General features: G+C 38.2%; 13 protein-coding genes. 6 read left to right on the top strand and 7 right to left on the bottom strand.

Annotated elements, in window-relative coordinates; genetic code table 11:
- Positions 1-496 precede the first annotated feature (496 nt).
- Together prmC and QZ265_RS05480 are read right to left on the bottom strand one after the other, a co-directional pair.
- Positions 497-1,387 (bottom strand): peptide chain release factor N(5)-glutamine methyltransferase, encoded by an 891-nt coding sequence (gene prmC, locus QZ265_RS05485; protein WP_296404180.1) that lies wholly within the window; start codon positions 1,385-1,387, stop codon positions 497-499.
- A gap of 59 nt (positions 1,388-1,446) precedes the next feature.
- Positions 1,447-3,339 carry an MFS transporter gene (locus QZ265_RS05480; RefSeq protein WP_296404178.1) on the bottom strand — a complete coding sequence of 631 codons (1,893 nt, stop codon included), beginning with the start codon at positions 3,337-3,339 and terminating at the stop codon, positions 1,447-1,449.
- 191 nt (positions 3,340-3,530) lie between these two features.
- On the opposite strand from QZ265_RS05480, the gene QZ265_RS05475 reads away from it, so the two are divergent.
- The 3 genes from QZ265_RS05475 to QZ265_RS05465 all read left to right on the top strand — a co-directional run bounded on the left by QZ265_RS05475 (position 3,531) and on the right by QZ265_RS05465 (position 6,188).
- On the top strand, positions 3,531-4,460 hold the full coding sequence (locus QZ265_RS05475) for a LysR substrate-binding domain-containing protein (protein ID WP_296404176.1): 930 nt from the start codon (positions 3,531-3,533) through the stop codon (positions 4,458-4,460).
- 362 nt (positions 4,461-4,822) lie between these two features.
- A complete protein-coding gene (locus tag QZ265_RS05470; RefSeq protein ID WP_296404174.1) occupies positions 4,823-5,014 on the top strand; it encodes a hypothetical protein in 192 nt (63 codons plus the stop codon).
- A 172-nt stretch (positions 5,015-5,186) separates the two neighbouring features.
- A complete protein-coding gene (locus QZ265_RS05465; protein WP_296404172.1) occupies positions 5,187-6,188 on the top strand; it encodes an LLM class flavin-dependent oxidoreductase in 1,002 nt (333 codons plus the stop codon).
- Between the two features lie 82 nt (positions 6,189-6,270).
- On the opposite strand, the gene QZ265_RS05460 is transcribed toward QZ265_RS05465, so the two are convergent.
- The 3 genes from QZ265_RS05460 to mnmG form a co-directional block, all read right to left on the bottom strand.
- Positions 6,271-6,621 carry a hypothetical protein gene (locus QZ265_RS05460; protein ID WP_296404169.1) on the bottom strand — a complete coding sequence of 117 codons (351 nt, stop codon included), beginning with the start codon at positions 6,619-6,621 and terminating at the stop codon, positions 6,271-6,273.
- A gap of 108 nt (positions 6,622-6,729) precedes the next feature.
- Complete coding sequence (locus QZ265_RS05455) at positions 6,730-7,731, bottom strand: AEC family transporter (protein WP_296404168.1); 1,002 nt, start codon at positions 7,729-7,731, stop codon at positions 6,730-6,732.
- Positions 7,732-7,839: 108 nt separating this feature from the next.
- A complete protein-coding gene (mnmG, locus tag QZ265_RS05450) occupies positions 7,840-9,735 on the bottom strand; it encodes a tRNA uridine-5-carboxymethylaminomethyl(34) synthesis enzyme MnmG (protein ID WP_366513660.1) in 1,896 nt (631 codons plus the stop codon).
- 503 nt (positions 9,736-10,238) lie between these two features.
- Between mnmG and QZ265_RS05445 the strand changes: the two genes are divergently transcribed.
- Positions 10,239-11,789 carry a pitrilysin family protein gene (locus QZ265_RS05445; RefSeq protein WP_296404164.1) on the top strand — a complete coding sequence of 517 codons (1,551 nt, stop codon included), beginning with the start codon at positions 10,239-10,241 and terminating at the stop codon, positions 11,787-11,789.
- Positions 11,790-11,904: 115 nt separating this feature from the next.
- Positions 11,905-13,434, top strand: a complete 1,530-nt coding sequence (locus QZ265_RS05440) for a pitrilysin family protein (RefSeq protein WP_296404162.1) — start codon at positions 11,905-11,907, stop codon at positions 13,432-13,434.
- Between the two features lie 159 nt (positions 13,435-13,593).
- Here the strand turns inward: QZ265_RS05440 and QZ265_RS05435 are convergent, their stop codons facing one another.
- Positions 13,594-14,190, bottom strand: coding sequence for a hypothetical protein (locus QZ265_RS05435; RefSeq protein ID WP_296404160.1), 597 nt, complete (start codon positions 14,188-14,190; stop codon positions 13,594-13,596).
- A gap of 291 nt (positions 14,191-14,481) precedes the next feature.
- A complete protein-coding gene (locus tag QZ265_RS05430) occupies positions 14,482-15,369 on the bottom strand; it encodes a D-Ala-D-Ala carboxypeptidase family metallohydrolase (protein WP_296404159.1) in 888 nt (295 codons plus the stop codon).
- Between the two features lie 512 nt (positions 15,370-15,881).
- Here QZ265_RS05430 and rodA point away from each other — a divergent pair.
- Positions 15,882-17,024, top strand: coding sequence for a rod shape-determining protein RodA (gene rodA, locus QZ265_RS05425; protein ID WP_296404157.1), 1,143 nt, complete (start codon positions 15,882-15,884; stop codon positions 17,022-17,024).
- Positions 17,025-17,168 lie beyond the last annotated feature (144 nt).

Raw genomic sequence — 17,168 nt, 5'->3', positions numbered from 1 at the left:
AGTTTGGCATCCACACTTATATGATATAAATGAATCTTATCAAGCAATAATATTAATATGCTTAAAAAAAGAGGGTGCAATAAGTTCTATTAAAATACTAATCCCCCTATTGAAGTTACGTCTTAAAAGATAGCGGGGATTCATTAATTAGAGTATTATGTTATCTACAGCAACTATCACCTTGAATTATCATGTTTCCAAAATGAACTAGACTTAGGCGGGCCTTCTGGCCCCCAGATTGGGTAAGGTGAAGCAGGTTTACCTCTATGCTCTCTTAAAAGATCTATGACTTTATCAGGGTCTTTAAGTGAATAGGGATTCTTTTTATTTATAGAACTATTCTTAAAGTAATCATATTTCTCCTCTTTCAAGATAGGCTTTTTGGTTGCAGTGTGTGTTGTCATACAACCAGTCAGAACTAGGCTTAAAAATAAAAGGCTACTTAGCAATGTGCGCTTAATAATGATCATAAGTTTTCCTTCTATAAGCTATTGATTTATTTATTATAAATAGCCAATGTTACCCTATCATTACCGCCATAATCCTTAATGGTCTCTACTTGCTTATACCCTAAACCCTTAAATATTTTTTGAACCCTATCACCTTGATCATAGCCATGTTCAACTGCTAATAAACCACCATCGACTAGATAATTTCTACCTTGCTCAGCTATAAGTTTGATATCTGCAAGTCCATTATCTGGCGCAACTAAGGCGGATAAGGGTTCAGATTTAAGATTCTCTAAATGCTCATCACTAGCGACGATATAAGGGGGATTGGAGACGATAACATCGAATAAAGGTTTATTCCTAGTATGCTCAGAGTCAATCAAAGCCGAGTACCAATTGCTATGTATAAACTCAATGTTAGTAACATCATTTAAAGCTGCGTTACGTGTGGCCACTTCTAGAGCAGGTTTAGAATAATCAATAGCAGTAACTTGCCAACCATTAGGCGCAATAGCTTGCAACTCATGTGCTAAACTTATACCAATACAGCCAGAGCCTGTGCCCAAATCTAATAAACGTTTTGTCGCTTTGTCATTATTGAAGGCCGTTGCTTTAATTGTCTGCGGTTTGCTATCAATCCAAGCCAATACTTGTTCAACCAATACCTCAGTATCAGGCCTAGGAATTAAGGTATGCTCATTCACCTCAAACTCTAATGACCAAAACGCCTGTTTACCGATTATATACGCTAGTGGCGTACCACTGCGCATCTGAGCAATACCAGCCTCAAATTGAGACTGCTCTACTTCATTTAACTGATACTCACTATCAGTTATCAAAAAAGATGCAGGCTTTTGTAACACATGCAAAAGCCAATCTATAACCCAATGCGTTGGTAATCCAAAATTATCTTGATTCTTTATGTCACGAATTTTCATATTTGACTCCAGAATCGTGTATCAGATTTTACTTAGCATTAACTTTTAACCAATAAACATTAAGTCTTTTTATCATCTTGATGAGCTTGATTGCCTTCAACAATACCTTTTAAAACATCTTTATCATAGATATCATCATTACCACCAATAACAATAAATTTATCTACCAAATAAATCAAAACTAAAATTGGAATACCAATTAAGAAGGTAAAGAAAAAGAAGAACGGCCAACTTGTGGCTTCTACAATAGAGCCTGAATAGCCACCAATAACTTTTGGAATCAAGGTCATGATAGATGAAAAAATAGCGTACTGAACTGCTGTAAATTTAATGGAGGTTAAGGCCGATAAGAAGGCAATAAATACCATACTGGCAAACCCTGAGGCTAGATTGTCGAAAATCACTGCAAAGTACATGTATTCGACACTGCCTTGATGATAGGTCAATAATATAAACAATAAATTGGTAGTAGATGCCAAGATAGCACCCAACATCATAACCTGCATGATACGCATTCTTTGCGCTAACATGCCGCCTAAAAAGCCACCCACTATCGCCATGATAACCCCAACCAATTTCACTGCATCCGCGATTTGGGTTTTATCGAAGCCCATTTCTTGATAGAAGACGTTGGAGATTACCCCAGCGACAATATCTGAAATACGATACAGGCCAATTAGTGCTAAAAGTAACAGTGCTTTTTTGCCATAACGACGAAAGAAATCCATTATAGGATTGATCCAAGTGGCCAATGCCACCTCTTTTTTAACAAGACCCACTTTTACCAATAACAAACCGCTGACAATGGCCAAAGCTAAACTTGCCAATAAGCGAAATGTAGCAATTAAAAACATAGCCAGCGCATCTTCAAACTCAGGAAGCACCTTACCAATGAGGTTGTAACCCGCAATGAACACTGCTACTGACAGCAAAAACACCAATACCAATCTAAGATAATCGTTTTTCGACTCGGTCACAGTTGGTGCTTTATTGATAATCTTTGGCTGATTCATAAACAAAAAGAGCAATAGCAAAGGCGCAATACCAATGGCTACAGAAAAGTAATCATTCAATACGGGATAAACAGATGCAGGCACCAGCACAATACTGCTACCTGCCAGCCTGTTAAATAACGTTTCAATTAAATATGGCAGTCCAACAAAGATTCCAGGTATCAATAAAATGGCTGAATAAATAGAAAAAAGCTTTAGATTAAACTGTTGCTTTTTGACCTGTAAAATTTCAGCGGTTGGCTCATAACCTGCAAACGTGGTCAATAATGGCAACGTCATAATGACACCCATCACGTAATAAGTATTGCGCCAAGCCTCATAACTATAAACAGTCTCAGTTGAGCCAAAATAAGCCGCTAAATATAAAGACCCTGCGCCGGCCACTATCATGCCGATACGGTAACCGGTAACATAAATTGATGATAAAACTGGCTGCATTTCAGGCGGTGCCAACTCAATGCGATAAGCATCAATAACAATATCTTGAGTCGCGGCCGAGAATCCCAAAAGCACTGACCCAGCTGCCATTAAATGTAGAACATTTACCTCAGCAGGGTTAACACTTGCCATTAGATAAATGGCCAAAATAATCAGTAATTGCGCGACGACCATCCATGCCCGTCTTCGCCCCAACCATTTGGTCAATATAGGTACAGGAATCGCATCAATCAGTGGCGCCCAAATAAATTTAAACGCATAACCAAGACCTGCCCAACTAAACATAGTAATGATACTAAGATCAACACCAGCTTCATTCAGCCATAGTCCAAGGCTTGAGAAAATCAGCATGATAGGAAGACCGGCGGCGAACCCTAAAAAGAACATGATAAGGACGCGTAAATCTTTAAAAGCTCTTAAAGAATCAATCCATGATCTCTTTGGTGAAAGAGTTAATTCAGTTTTTGAGCCATTTTTATGAGTGGGGGTCGATACAGACATAGCCAACCTATGGTTATAAATATAGAGAACCAATATGTTACTTTAGAATTAGTTAATTGACTAGCTGAATCGTATAAAGAGTAAGACTCAACTACACGAGTGTATAACTTGTAAATAGTAATATATGTTTAAATAACGGTATAATGATGAATTCAAGAACTTTATTCTGAGCCAGTTCATAGGATATATTTATGGCAATTGATGTTGTCGTTAATCAAAGACATTTACAAATTCAGCTAAAACAATTAGAGACCGTTTGGCATACCGTCATTAATGGCTATAATTTAAGCCAAGCTGCTCAAGTACTTCATACCAGCCAATCTAGCTTATCAAAGCATATCTCAGCTTTAGAAAATCAACTAAAAGCGGAAGTTTTTGTGCGTCAAGGTAAGCGTCTGACGGGTTTGACGCCTGTTGGAGAAGCGTTATTGCCACATATTGAGAGCATATTTACAGAAATTCGTACGATTGAAAATATCAGCCTCGATTATAATAATCCGCAAACCGGTGTATTAACGTTAGCTACAACTCATACCCAAGCTCGTTATGTGCTGCCTGAAATTATAAAAAAATTCAAAGATCAATTTCCAAAAGTACAGTTGGTTTTACAGCAAGCAGATCCTCAAACCATCGCCAATATGGTGATTCGCGGTCAAGCCGATATCGGGATTGCTACAGAAGCCTTATTACAAAATGCTTATCTGCGTTGCTACCGTTATTATGATTGGTCGCACCGAGTGATTGTGCCTAAAGACCATGAGTTGGCCAATCTTGAGAGTATCGACCTACCTACCCTTGCCAGTTATCCGTTGGTTACCTATCACGGAGGATTTACTGGTCGTGGGGCTATTGACAAAACCTTTCATGACGCTGGGCTTGAACCTGAAATTGTACTTGCTGCGTTAGATGCTGATGTTATTAGCACCTATGTTGGCGCAGGTCTTGGCGTTGGCATTATCGCAGAGATGGCCTTTGAACCAGGTCATTATCAAAACCTGATTGCTATTCCGGTAGAGCACTTTGGCCGCTTTACTAGCTGGATTGCTGTGCGAGATGATTCTGAAATTCGCTACTTTGGCAAAGAATTTATTAAACTTTGTCAGCAGCAATTTAACAGCTAATGTTTATAACTCAGCTGTAACAAGTTAATTAGGTCAAGAGTTTTTTGATTTTTGTAGCTACTAATAACCGTCATGATTGATATAAAGATAAAGATAAAGATCAGGGCAAACGGACACTTTTCTGGAATTCCATTTAAAATCAAATAGTTATAAATTTAGGTTTTAATTTTCTGAATTTATAAGTCACTGAAAATATTAATTTTTTTAAAAGTATGCGTTTGCCCTGAGATAAAGATAAAGATATTTTATTATTAATATTCAACCGGTCTACTTGATAATATCTTCATCAATACTCATATCTAAAAGCAATACGCTTAGGTACTTATAATATAAAATTAACTGTATGTATAGGAGATTAATATATGACTATTCAAGGTGAATGGGGTGCTAAAGAAAAAAGTATTTCACAGGTTATCGAAGAGCTAAAAACATTTGAAGACCAAGAAATGATAGTTATGATTTCAGACGATTGCGGAGAAACACTTAAGCCAGTAAAATTACTTGGGAAAGAGTTTGATAAAAACGACAAAGCTTACTGTACTTTATTTATCTAGGTATTCAGGATAGAAATTATAGCAGCGTAACCAAATAGCATTTTAAGTAAATAAAAGCTTAACCAAATAATAGCTTTAAAAATCAATATTAATCTAATAGGTAACCAATAGACTACTTCTAAATGCGTTTGATTCCAATAAAGATTCTATGAACTTAGCCCAAGGATGAAATATGCCAACAATTCCTATATCATATTTAGACTTAGCCCCTATACCTGAAGGTGAAACCACTGCTCAAGGCGTGGCTTACACGGTTAACATGGCGCAAAAAGCTGAAGCCGTTGGATTTAATCGCTTTTGGATGGCAGAGCATCACAATATGCCGGGCATTGCCAGTGCAGCAACCTCAGTACTTCTGTCCCACATTGGTGCCAAAACTCACAAAATCCGTATTGGCTCAGGTGGTGTTATGTTGCCAAATCATGCTCCGTTAATAATAGCCGAGCAGTTTGGGACACTTCAAGCTTTATATGGAGACCGCATTGATTTAGGGTTGGGGCGTGCGCCTGGTACCGATGGTGCTACATTTAGAGCGTTACGACGTCAAATGCACGATGCCGATCGCTTCCCGCAAGACGTACAAGAATTGCTTTTTTTCTTAGGCAACGATTCCGACCAAAGTCCAGTTCAAGCATTCCCTGGAGCCAACAGTAAGGTACCGATTTGGATATTAGGGTCCTCACTATTTGGTGCTACCTTAGCAGCCAAACTTGGCTTACCTTATTCTTTTGCCTCGCATTTCGCCCCCCGAATGATGACACAGGCCATTACCACCTATCGCGAGAATTTTGAGCCGTCACAATACTTAGATAAGCCTTATATTATGCTAGCTGCTAATATGATATTGGCGGATGACGATGCCACTGCTCATTATAACTTCACTTCCGCTCAGCAAAGCTTTGTACGTTTACGCCGTGGCGGGCGGGGCCAAGTACCTGCCCCCGTGAAGTCGATGGATGCTATCTGGAGTGCGCCAGAAAAAGCTATGGTCAATGATGCTTTAGCAGTATCCTTTATTGGCAGTGTTGAACGTGTACGGCCATTAATGCAACATTTTCTGGATGAGCATAAACCTGATGAGCTTATGATAACGGCTAATATTTATGATCAATCTGCTCGCCTACACTCTTTGGACTTAGTGCCTAAACTTGAGATTTTTGATTTAAATCCCTAAGCTCGATTTTAAATCAAAATTCTAAAATCAAACTTCAAAACTTAATTTGGAATCATAAATTTAAGTTAGCATTAACTATAAGTTATTCCACACAAAATTCAATAACGCTGTCTGCTCTACCTACCATTTTGATAGTATGAGTGCCACCATAATTTGAATGATAGCTATATCTAGCACCACCATTATCCTTGAGAGTTTGACCTTTGCTATCTGTTACAGATTGGACATGCCCATCGGTACTTATATCAAGTTGCTGATTGGGCTTCATTTCTATCAAAAAAATACTCCCTGATGACAAATCGCCCTGTGCATAGCCGCAATTACTACCTTTTTCAAAAATCACTTCTTTGGTTGGCATGGCTTGCGCAGTTATACAAAAAAACGAGGCTAAACTGACTAGGCCAATCTTGATACTCATTGTTTTAATCATCATTTATATATCACTTTTAAGGATTTTAGAAAGGCGACATCTTCCTCTGAGCGCCACTTTAAGCAAATAAGTTAACTTATAAAGAACGAGTTAACTGGTTTTAAAACACCATTACATCCAGCCTAGTGCTCTTAATGTAGCAGCACCAAACGCCATACCAAATAATGACACTACTGTAGTAAAAGCTAAAATGTTAGCCGCTAAAACTTCGTTGCCGCTCATAGCTTTGGCCATAACATAACTGGCTGCTGCAACTGGTGATGCAACCATTAAGAATAGCACACCCATATGAACACCCGTAAGCCCAAATCCACTACCCACCACTATGGCAACTAGTGGGGCTACTACAATACGTCCGATACTGGCCTGCATCGATAGCCCTGATAGATTAAACATAGAGCGTACATCAATTGTTGCACCTGCACAAATTAACGCCAAAGGTAATGAAAGCGCAGATAATAACGACCCAGTTTGAGTAACGACATCTGGCAACTTTGGCAAGCTCAAAGCTGAAGATATTAATTTATAAGCAAATGCCACACTCAATGAGATAATTAAGGGATTGGTTATCATCTTACTGGTTATCATTTTAGCGTAACTTTCACGTTTTGCCATCTGTTTTGCTATCTGCTTAGATTCTGATTGTGAGCCAATAGCAGTGCGGCTTAACGTTATTACCGCTAGGATATTAAACACTAAGGTGATTACACCCATATACACCGCACCAATACTTAACCCTTCTGAACCATAAGCATTAGCAACTGTCGCCAGACCAATAATGGCCATATTACTGCGAAATACCCCTTGTACGAATACGCCTTTGTCCTCTGGCCGCTGTATAAATAACTTAGCATAAATTTCTGCGCCAACAAACAAAATTAAAGTGGTTGCTAGTCCTGCGCCAAGTAAGCTTAATTGCTTACCAAAATTTACGGTGCTCTCAATAACACTAAAAAATAGCAGACATGGCAGGGCGTAATTAAAAACCAACTTTGATGCTTGGTCTATAAATACTTTGCCAATTTGACCCTTTTTATGCATAAAAAAACCCAACCACATGAGTACAAGGTTGGGTAACACAATTGAAATAGCAAATAGGAGCGCCTCCATCATGCTTTCCTTAATGATATTTCTGCAAGTGATTCAAATGTAAAAGCTTTTCATAAGCCATTGAATTTTTTAAGATATAACAACTTATAAAATTATAAAAGACGCAAGATTTTATAACGTTATAGCTGACTTAGCTTTTTTCTGCTTTTTTAACATCATACCCAGTAACTGTATAGCAGCAGGTGTAACCCCACTGATACGACTGGCTTGGGCTAAAGTTGCAGGACGAATGTCTTGAAGCTTTTGTACTATCTCATTGGATAAGCCAGAGACCCCACTGTAATCAAAGTCCAATGGTAACTGAGAGTTCTCTAAGCGTTTCATTTGATCAATATCTTCTTGCTGACGACTGATGTAGCCTGCATATTTTACTGAGATTTCAATTTGCTCACCTACATCAGCAGCCACATCTGCGCCGGTTATGGCAGCTATATCATCAAAACCAACATTAGGACGCTTTAATAAATCATAAGCCGTTGACTCTTTTGATAACTGATCACCTGTGCGTTCAGAGAATCTTTGCCCCAATTCATTATTAGGACTCGCCCATAATTCTTTGAGACGCCCAGATTCAGTTGCAACCGAATCCATTTTAGTTTGGAAAGCTTCCCACCTAGTATCATCAACCAAACCAAGTTTACGCCCAATTTCGGTCAATCGCTGGTCAGCATTGTCTTCACGCAATAGCAATCTATATTCGGCGCGACTGGTAAACATTCGGTACGGCTCTTTGGTACCATGAGTAATTAAATCATCGACCAATACGCCCAGATACGCTTGATCACGGCGTGGCGTCCAGCTGTCCATTACAGGATTGTCTTGGGTCGATAAGGCAGCATTTACACCAGCCAACAAGCCTTGCACGCCAGCTTCTTCATAGCCGGTTGTGCCATTAATTTGTCCGGCAAAATATAAGCTATCAATAGACTTGGTTTCTAAAGTAGGCTTTAAGCTTTGTGGATTAAAATAATCGTATTCAATGGCATAACCTGGTCGTGTAATATGGGCATTCTCTAGACCTGCCATAGTACGAATAAATTCTAACTGCACATCAAACGGTAAACTGGTCGATATACCATTAGGATATAACTCATGGGTGGTCAACCCTTCAGGTTCTATAAAAATCTGATGACTATTTTTGTCTGCAAAACGATGAATTTTATCTTCAATTGACGGGCAATAACGCGGTCCTACCCCTTCAATTGTGCCTGAAAATAATGGCGAACGATCCAAATGTTTACGAATAATATCGTGCGTTTTTTCATTGGTGTGCGTAATAAAACAATTCACTTGCTCTGGGTGCATATTAACGTTACCCATAAAGCTCATCACCGGCAATGGGGTATCACCAGGCTGCACAGCCATAACGCTAAAGTCTACCGTTCGAGCGTCAATACGAGCCGGCGTCCCTGTCTTTAATCGGCCTACTGGTAGCTTTAATTCACGTAAACGCTCAGCGAGTTTGATAGAAGGCTGGTCACCGGCACGACCCCCTTTTGAGTTATCCAAACCAATATGGATAACACCACCTAAAAAAGTGCCTGAAGTTAGCACCACAGTTTTGCTACGGAAGATTATGCCTGTCGAAGTGACGACCGCACAAACCTTACCATTGTCTACCAAAATATCATCTGCCGCTTGTTGGAATAAGTCTAAGTTAGGCTGATTTTCTAAACTATGACGAATAGCAGCTTTATATAAAATGCGGTCTGCTTGAGCTCGAGTAGCACGTACTGCCGCCCCTTTTCGACTGTTTAGAACACGAAACTGAATGCCTGACTTATCCGTAGCTAGCGCCATAGCGCCGCCCAGCGCATCAATTTCACGAACCAAATGCGACTTACCGATACCTCCAATAGCAGGGTTACAGCTCATCTGACCTAAAGTTTCAATATTATGAGTCAGCAATAACGTCTGTGCGCCCATACGCGCCGCTGCTAATGCTGCTTCAGTACCTGCATGCCCGCCGCCAATGACAACAACGTCATATGATTTAGGATATGTGATACCAGCGGTGTTCGATGTGGTTGTTGATGACATATAGACGCCTCGCCTGCTATTTTTAGCAATTACTCAATAGGATTATTACTCAAAAGTAGAGTAACATATAATTATAACAAAATTAGCGCCTTATCTGTAGCCTACTTTCATTACTTTAACTTAAGTTTGCTAACTTAAAACTCCAAAATTTATTAAGGGTAAAAGCTTATTTTAGACTGATACAACTCTATAAAAACGGTTTATACACACTTCAGATAGTCTCAGTAGTGATTTGGTTATGGCATAAGATACTTTACAAAAGTTGTTCTTGAAATAATTGGCAATAAATCTTCACATTACTGGTCTGTAAACTATTGATTAATATAAGTACGCTTAGCGCTTAATCTAATCTTAAAATTTGATTTGTCATGCTATCTACTATGTAAATCTGTCGACAAACTCCCATTTTGATCAATAAACTTTCTAATCAATACACTTTTGTAAAATTATAACTATATCTCGAGGAATGCATGGAAACCCCAATAATTACAAACCTTAATGCCATATCTACTAGTCTAAAAATTTTACTACTTGCAAGTATTACAGCAACTACAATGACGGCCTGTAATAGCTTACCCACTACCTCACAATCATCGTCCCCTAAAGATCCTAATACCCAACCTTCTGCTACACAAATAGCTTCTAAACAGACAGCTTCTAACCAAATAACCTCTAAACAATCAGCTTCTTACAAAGACGAAGCTGTATATCCTGAAGACGCCAGTCGTCATGAATATCAGCTATCTAATGGTCTTAAAGTCATTATTAAAGAGGACCATAGAGCGCCTGTGGCAATGACCCAAGTCTGGTACGGGGTGGGTTCGACTGATGAGCCTAAAGATAAAGGTGGTATCTCACACTTATTAGAACACATGATGTTTAAAGGCACTGAAAAAGTATCGGGCGCTGATTTTGATAGACTAATTGCTAAGTTCGGTGGCGATCATAATGCCTTTACTAGCTACGACTATACTGGGTATTACGAGATGTTCCCTGTTAACCGTCTAGAGTTGGCTTTAGAATTAGAATCAGATCGTATGGTTAATTTACGTTTTGATAGCAAGGAATTCGTGCAAGAATTTGAGCAAGAGCGCAATGTGGTCATGGAAGAGCGTCGTCAACGTACTGATGATAATCCTCTTGCCAGAGCATTTGAAAAATTCAGTAAATTGGCATTACCTGACAGTCCAAAAGGCAACTCCATTATCGGCCCTATGCAGCAGATAGCTAATACAGATATTAAAGATTTAGAAAAATGGTATAAAACTTGGTATACCCCAAACAACGCCACTTTAGTTATAGTGGGTGACGTAGACCCAAAACAAACCTTACTTAAAGTAGAAAAATATTTTGGTGCTTTGCCAAGTAAACCACTGCCTGAACGACCTTCAGTACTGCAAAAAGGGTGGCGGGGCTATCAACAACACCTCATAAAAGAAACAGTCAATGTACCGACTTTAGTCATGGCTTTCAACGTACCCACTTTACATAGTGCAATCGCAACCAATCTTCCTAAAAAGGAGGTTTACGACCTGCTTATGATGCAATTTATTATGGATGGAGGATATGCTGCTCGTTTTGAAAAAAGCTTGGTAAGAGAAAAAGGACTATTGGCGTCAGTGGTTTCTTATTATGATTTATATGAGCGAGGCGATGGCTTATTTATGATTCAAGCTACTCCACGTGAAGGCGTAACTTTAGCACAAGCACAGCAAGCGATATTAGCGCAGATAAATAAGCTTCAAAATGAGAACATTAGCGACAAAGAATTGGTGCGTGCTCGTAATAATGCCGTAAAAGATTTTGTTTTTTCTCAAGATAGCATGGCAGGTCAAGCTAGTATGATTGGTAACTTACAATCTCGTGGTTTAGACGATCGCTTAATCACAACGTTACCTGATGAATTGGCAAAAATCAGCAGTAAGGACATTAATGAAGCAGCCAAAAAATATATGGTAAAAGACAATTTAACTGTGATGTATGTTGAGCCTATAGAGACGGCTAATAACGCTAAAAAATAAACGATTTTTTATATACGTTTAGCTTAATTGACCAATACACTGTGTATGCCCCTAAATTGACCTAAAAAAAACTTTTATACATATGAACACTATAAAAACTAAACTCGGATTTAATATGAAATCACATTCACGATTATTTTGTAGTCTCACAACTTTTTCGCTTAAACCTATTGTTGTTGTCAGTTCTATAATAACTACCGTTGGATTAACTACCCTTGGCGCCAATGCGGCACCAGAGATGCCTAATGGAGAACATGCAAATACAGATGTGGATATCACTCAACCTATCAAGGCTATAAATAACTTATCAAGTTTAAAAAGCGATCAGAAGTTAGACTTTACTATCCCGAAGTTCCAGCACTTTACCACCAGTAACGGTATTCCAGTTATTTTCTTTCAGACCAATCAGCTTCCCATTGTGGATATTGACTTACGATTTAATGCAGGTAGCGCACGAGATGAAACTATCCGTAAGAACAGTTTTGGTCTCGCTAGTATGGTGGCAGATCTATTGACAAAAGGTACTAAGCAATTAGATGAAACGGCCTTTGCAGAAGCCACTGAGCAATTAGGTATAGAACTTGGTAGCGCAGCTTACAAAGATCAGTTTGTGATAAACCTACGCAGTTTGTCTGCAACTGATAAATTAAATCCAGCCTTAAAGCTATTAAATGATGTGTTAAATGAACCTAGATTTGATGCAAAAATACTTGAACGTAGCAAGGCCCAGCAAATCTTAGGTATAAGACAGATGATGCAAAACCCATCCTACCTTGCCAGCATTAATTTTAATCAGGCCTTATACGGCTCTCATCCTTACGCGCATCCCTCTTATGGCACAGCTGAGAGTATTCCTAGTATCAATACTAATGACTTGCAGCGCTTTCATGATACATATTTAGTGGCCAAAAATGCCAGTTTAAGTATTACGGGGGATCTTAGCCTAGACCAAGCTAAGCAAGCCGCTGAAACCATTACTCAGGCATTGCCGCAAGGCAAACCTGCACCACAATTACCAATGCCTACACCAATTAATCATAGCAAATGGATTCACATTAATTATGATAGTGACCAGACCTCGGTTATTATGGGTCAACAAGGCTATAGTGTCAGCTCAGACCCCTCTGCTTTAGAGCACAGTAGCAACTTTAGTATTGGTAATGAGATATTAGCGGGTAGTGGTTTTAACTCGCGTTTAATGGGCAAGGTACGTAAAGAGATGGGATATACCTATGGCATCTATGGCAATATGACAGCGATGCAAGTTTCTGGTCCTTACTCTATAAGCTTTTCTACTCGTAATGAAAAGGCTGATGAAGCAATCAAAGCAACTTTGCAAACTGTAAACGATACTTTAAAGCAAGGCGTTACGTCTGAAGAGTTTAAACTGACTCAAGAGAGCTTGATTAATAGTTATCCAATGGGGTTTTCAAGTAACAAAAGTATTAATGGCATGCTCGGTGCCGTTAATTTTAATAAGCTTCCAGATAGTTACATAACCGATTATACGCGCCGACTAGAAAACAGTAATGTGCAACAGGTCAATAAAGCATTACAAGATACGTTGACCCCAGATAAATTTATTATCGTGACGGTTGGTAAACCGGATATTGCTAAAGACTCTGAACTCAATAAACTAAAATAATACGCTCAAATCCTAACTTAGTAAGATACTGAAAAACTTTAATTAAAAAGATGTAAAACAAAAAAAAGACACCTTATCAAAAGGTGTCTTTTTTAGTGTCTTAATCATGAGCTGCCATACAATTTATAAAGGTAAAGTACACTAATAAACTAAAAACTACTACTCTACATGAATAGTCACATCATAATCTACAGGGCTGTCCATGTATTCCACACCCTCATAAGACAAACGTATCACATATTTATCAGACTGCTTCACCAGATAACTGCCATTAGCAAAGTCATAAATGGTAGGACTGATTAAGCTGGCAGAGATATACTTTGGATGACTGTCGATAGAGATATGTTGACCCTTATTAGGATATATATAATAGTCACAATAAGAATGGACCATTATCTCATTTTCACGAACAATTTTTGTAGAGTCTATTGGCGTATTTACAAGTTTTGGGCATTTAAAGTTATTAGCTGCAGCCAATTTGGCCTTTTCGCTAGCGATTGATCCATTAATAATATTATTGGAGAAATCAGTACCTAGGTCTTCTACTTTTTCTACATGACCTAACCGACTTTTATTAATAATCGTAGGTAGATTAGCAGCTTCAATACTAGGTAAACCCGTATCTGATATATCTTGCCATTCGTGTGTCACCTTACCAGTTTTAAAAACGGTATCAATAGGTTTACATGCAATGATTGTAGTTATTGCAACAAAACAACTTAAAACTATCAAATACGATGATGATTTTATATTCAAATCTTATGCCTCAAATAATATATACCTTCATATGCCTTTAATTTATTTAAGTCCATATCACATTGCTGTTAAGTAAAAGCTTTCAACTAAAAGTGCTTATTAAAACTTATTAAAAAAATGATTTTATAAATATCAAGAGAATATATTGAAAACAGTTAAATAAAGAGATGATAAGCCTTATTAAGGAAAAGCAAGTTGAGTAAAAGGACTCTAAATTTTCTATAAGGATTACTACATAATATACACTATTTTTACATAAATATAAACATTTATATCACTAATTTTATTGACTTAATTTAAATATCTGCAGTATGAACCTGGTTGTGAATTTTCTGTTCCCCAATAGCGGTATCCTTGCGTATCCAAGTGGATAGCACCTGTAGCATATAATCCAAGGCCAAAATTATAATTTTGGCCTTGATTGGCCCAAAATTGACATAATCTGTCTTGCATACTATTTTTATACCAAGGTTGGCCTTCATATTCAGGCACCCAAATGTCTATTGCCCCATTCGTCATATGCTTACTAGCATCAGCTCCGCCAGCACATGCATTCAATGCAGGAGAGCGATAGGATGAACGTATTTCTGCTGTGGCAGGTATAACACCTTGGCTTTTAAGAGCCTCATAAAGTTTTAAAGTTGGCACCATATTTGACCAAAGCTCATTAGGAGGAAGTTGATACTGTTCATAGCCACATCGCTCCCAACTGCGTGCTGATGTCAAAAGCTCGTCTAAAGGAGGTACCGCTTGCTCTCCTAAATAATTTGCCAGATAACGCTTATATTGAGCAACATCATTAGCACGATAAGGATATAGGTTCAGCCACTGCGTATAATTATAATTGATTTCGCCAAAGCTATTTGATTGATTCGAGTACCTAGGTTGCTGCCCTGTACCTAAAGGACGTATAGTTGTATTTTGTTGGATGGTCAGATGATCTGATTTATAAGCTTGCTCAGCATCTTTTATTAAACTACCCAATCTGTCATTACGGTCATTTTGTCTAGTTATCACTTTATAGTTTTTATTGGCCGTATTATTGGTATTGACTATAGGGGTAGTCTTGCTATTTTTATTCAGTTCTGTCGCAGGTTTTTCTGCAACAGGGGTACAACTGGCTGCCAAAAGTGTAAGTGAAAAAATGATACCTAAAGGGAATCTTATAATACTTATCATGATTATGTGGTTTCCAGTAATAATATTATTTTTGTGGTAATAGGTTGAAATAATAGATAGATATCTGCACCAAATAGAGCACAGATTGAAAACAAAGAGTATGGGAATATAGAACATTGATACTATCAAATTTGCCGCAGTCGCGCTAAACTATAGCGTCTTACACCTTACCAAACTATTGCTACTATTTAGACAATTTGATGTTTGAATAATCATCATAAGCCTTCTTAGACTAAATATGTTTTCCCCCATTAACAGGAATGTCATATAAAACTATTCGATTCTTTGAAATCAAGTTAACTAATTTAAGTTATCTAAATAAAGTTATCTAAATAAAGTTATCTAAATGCAGTATGGTTGTAACAAGTATAAATAGCCATGGTTTTGTTGTGGTATGCAATTATTAAAATTAAACCTCTTAAAGCCAATCAGGTTAAATAGTCAATTTATTTAAGGTATTGTTAGCTTTAAATCCCCTTGTCTTCTTAGCTAACTCATAAAAAATCTGCCCTATGTCAAAGCAACAACAGTATAGATTCTCCCGGCAAACCCATCATTTTGGCCGAGATCACAGCATTAGTATTTGGGAACGTATTCATATTGACCCATGGTTGATGCTACTTTTGCTCACCATTAGTTTTATTGGACTAGCCATTTTATACAGTGCTTCCAATCAAGACGTGTCAATGGTAATTCGTCAAAGCGTTAGTTATTTATTGGGTTTTACAGTTATGATTGGTATGGCTCAGATTCCGCCTGGGGTGTATCGAAATTTTACGCCTTTTTTTTATGTCATTGGTTTAATTTCACTAATTTTGGTAGAGCTTATTGGTGAAATACGTATGGGGGCGCAGCGTTGGATTGCTATTCCTGGCTTCGGGAGTGTTCAGCCGTCTGAGTTTCTAAAGTTAGGTTTGCCAATGATGTGTGCTTGGTATCTTTCTCGGCGTGATTTACCGCCTAATTTTGCTACGGTCATGACCACACTTGCTATTATTATTGTGCCGGTATTATTGATAGCTAAGCAACCTGACCTCGGCACCTCTTTATTAGTAGCTGCCAGTGGTATATTTGTGTTGTTTCTGGCAGGGCTCCCATGGTGGATGATTGGCTCAGCAGTTGGGATGATGATCCCTGTGGTATGGGTGGGTTGGACTTTTTTAATGCATGACTACCAAAAGCAGCGCGTTATGACTTTGATTAACCCAGAAGCTGATTTATTGGGCGCAGGGTGGAATATCACCCAATCAAAGACTGCGATTGGTGCTGGCGGGCTCACTGGTAAAGGTTATCTTGAGGGCACCCAATCACATCTGCACTTCCTACCAGAAGGTCACACTGACTTTATTATTGCGGCCTTCTCTGAAGAGTTTGGTTTACTAGGTGTTAGCGTTCTTCTTTTTATCTATTCATGTATTTTGGTACGTTCCTTGTTCATAGCTGCAGTCCATGTTGACACCTTTGGTAGATTATTGGCTGGCGCAATCGGTATGTCTTTCTTTGTTTATGTATTTGTAAACATCGGTATGGTCGGCGGTATTCTCCCTGTAGTTGGGGTACCTTTACCTTTAGTTAGTTATGGTGGTACCGCCATTATTACTCTTATGGCAGGATTTGGCTTACTTATGTCAGTTTATACCCATAACACCAAATAAAATATCAATTGATGCTTATAGATGAATACTTTTATAACATAAGAAATAAACACTTATGCAAATAAAAATAAGAAGCATTGCATGTTTTATTATTGCTTGGATTCAATTACGAAGTGCAACGGCTCCGAATCTAGATTTTACCTC

This window comes from Psychrobacter sp., assembly GCF_018260395.1.
Classification (GTDB): Bacteria; Pseudomonadota; Gammaproteobacteria; order Pseudomonadales; family Moraxellaceae; genus Psychrobacter.
The sequence above is the reverse complement of the archived record's forward strand: the minus strand, read 5'-3'. Positions and strand labels throughout refer to the sequence as shown.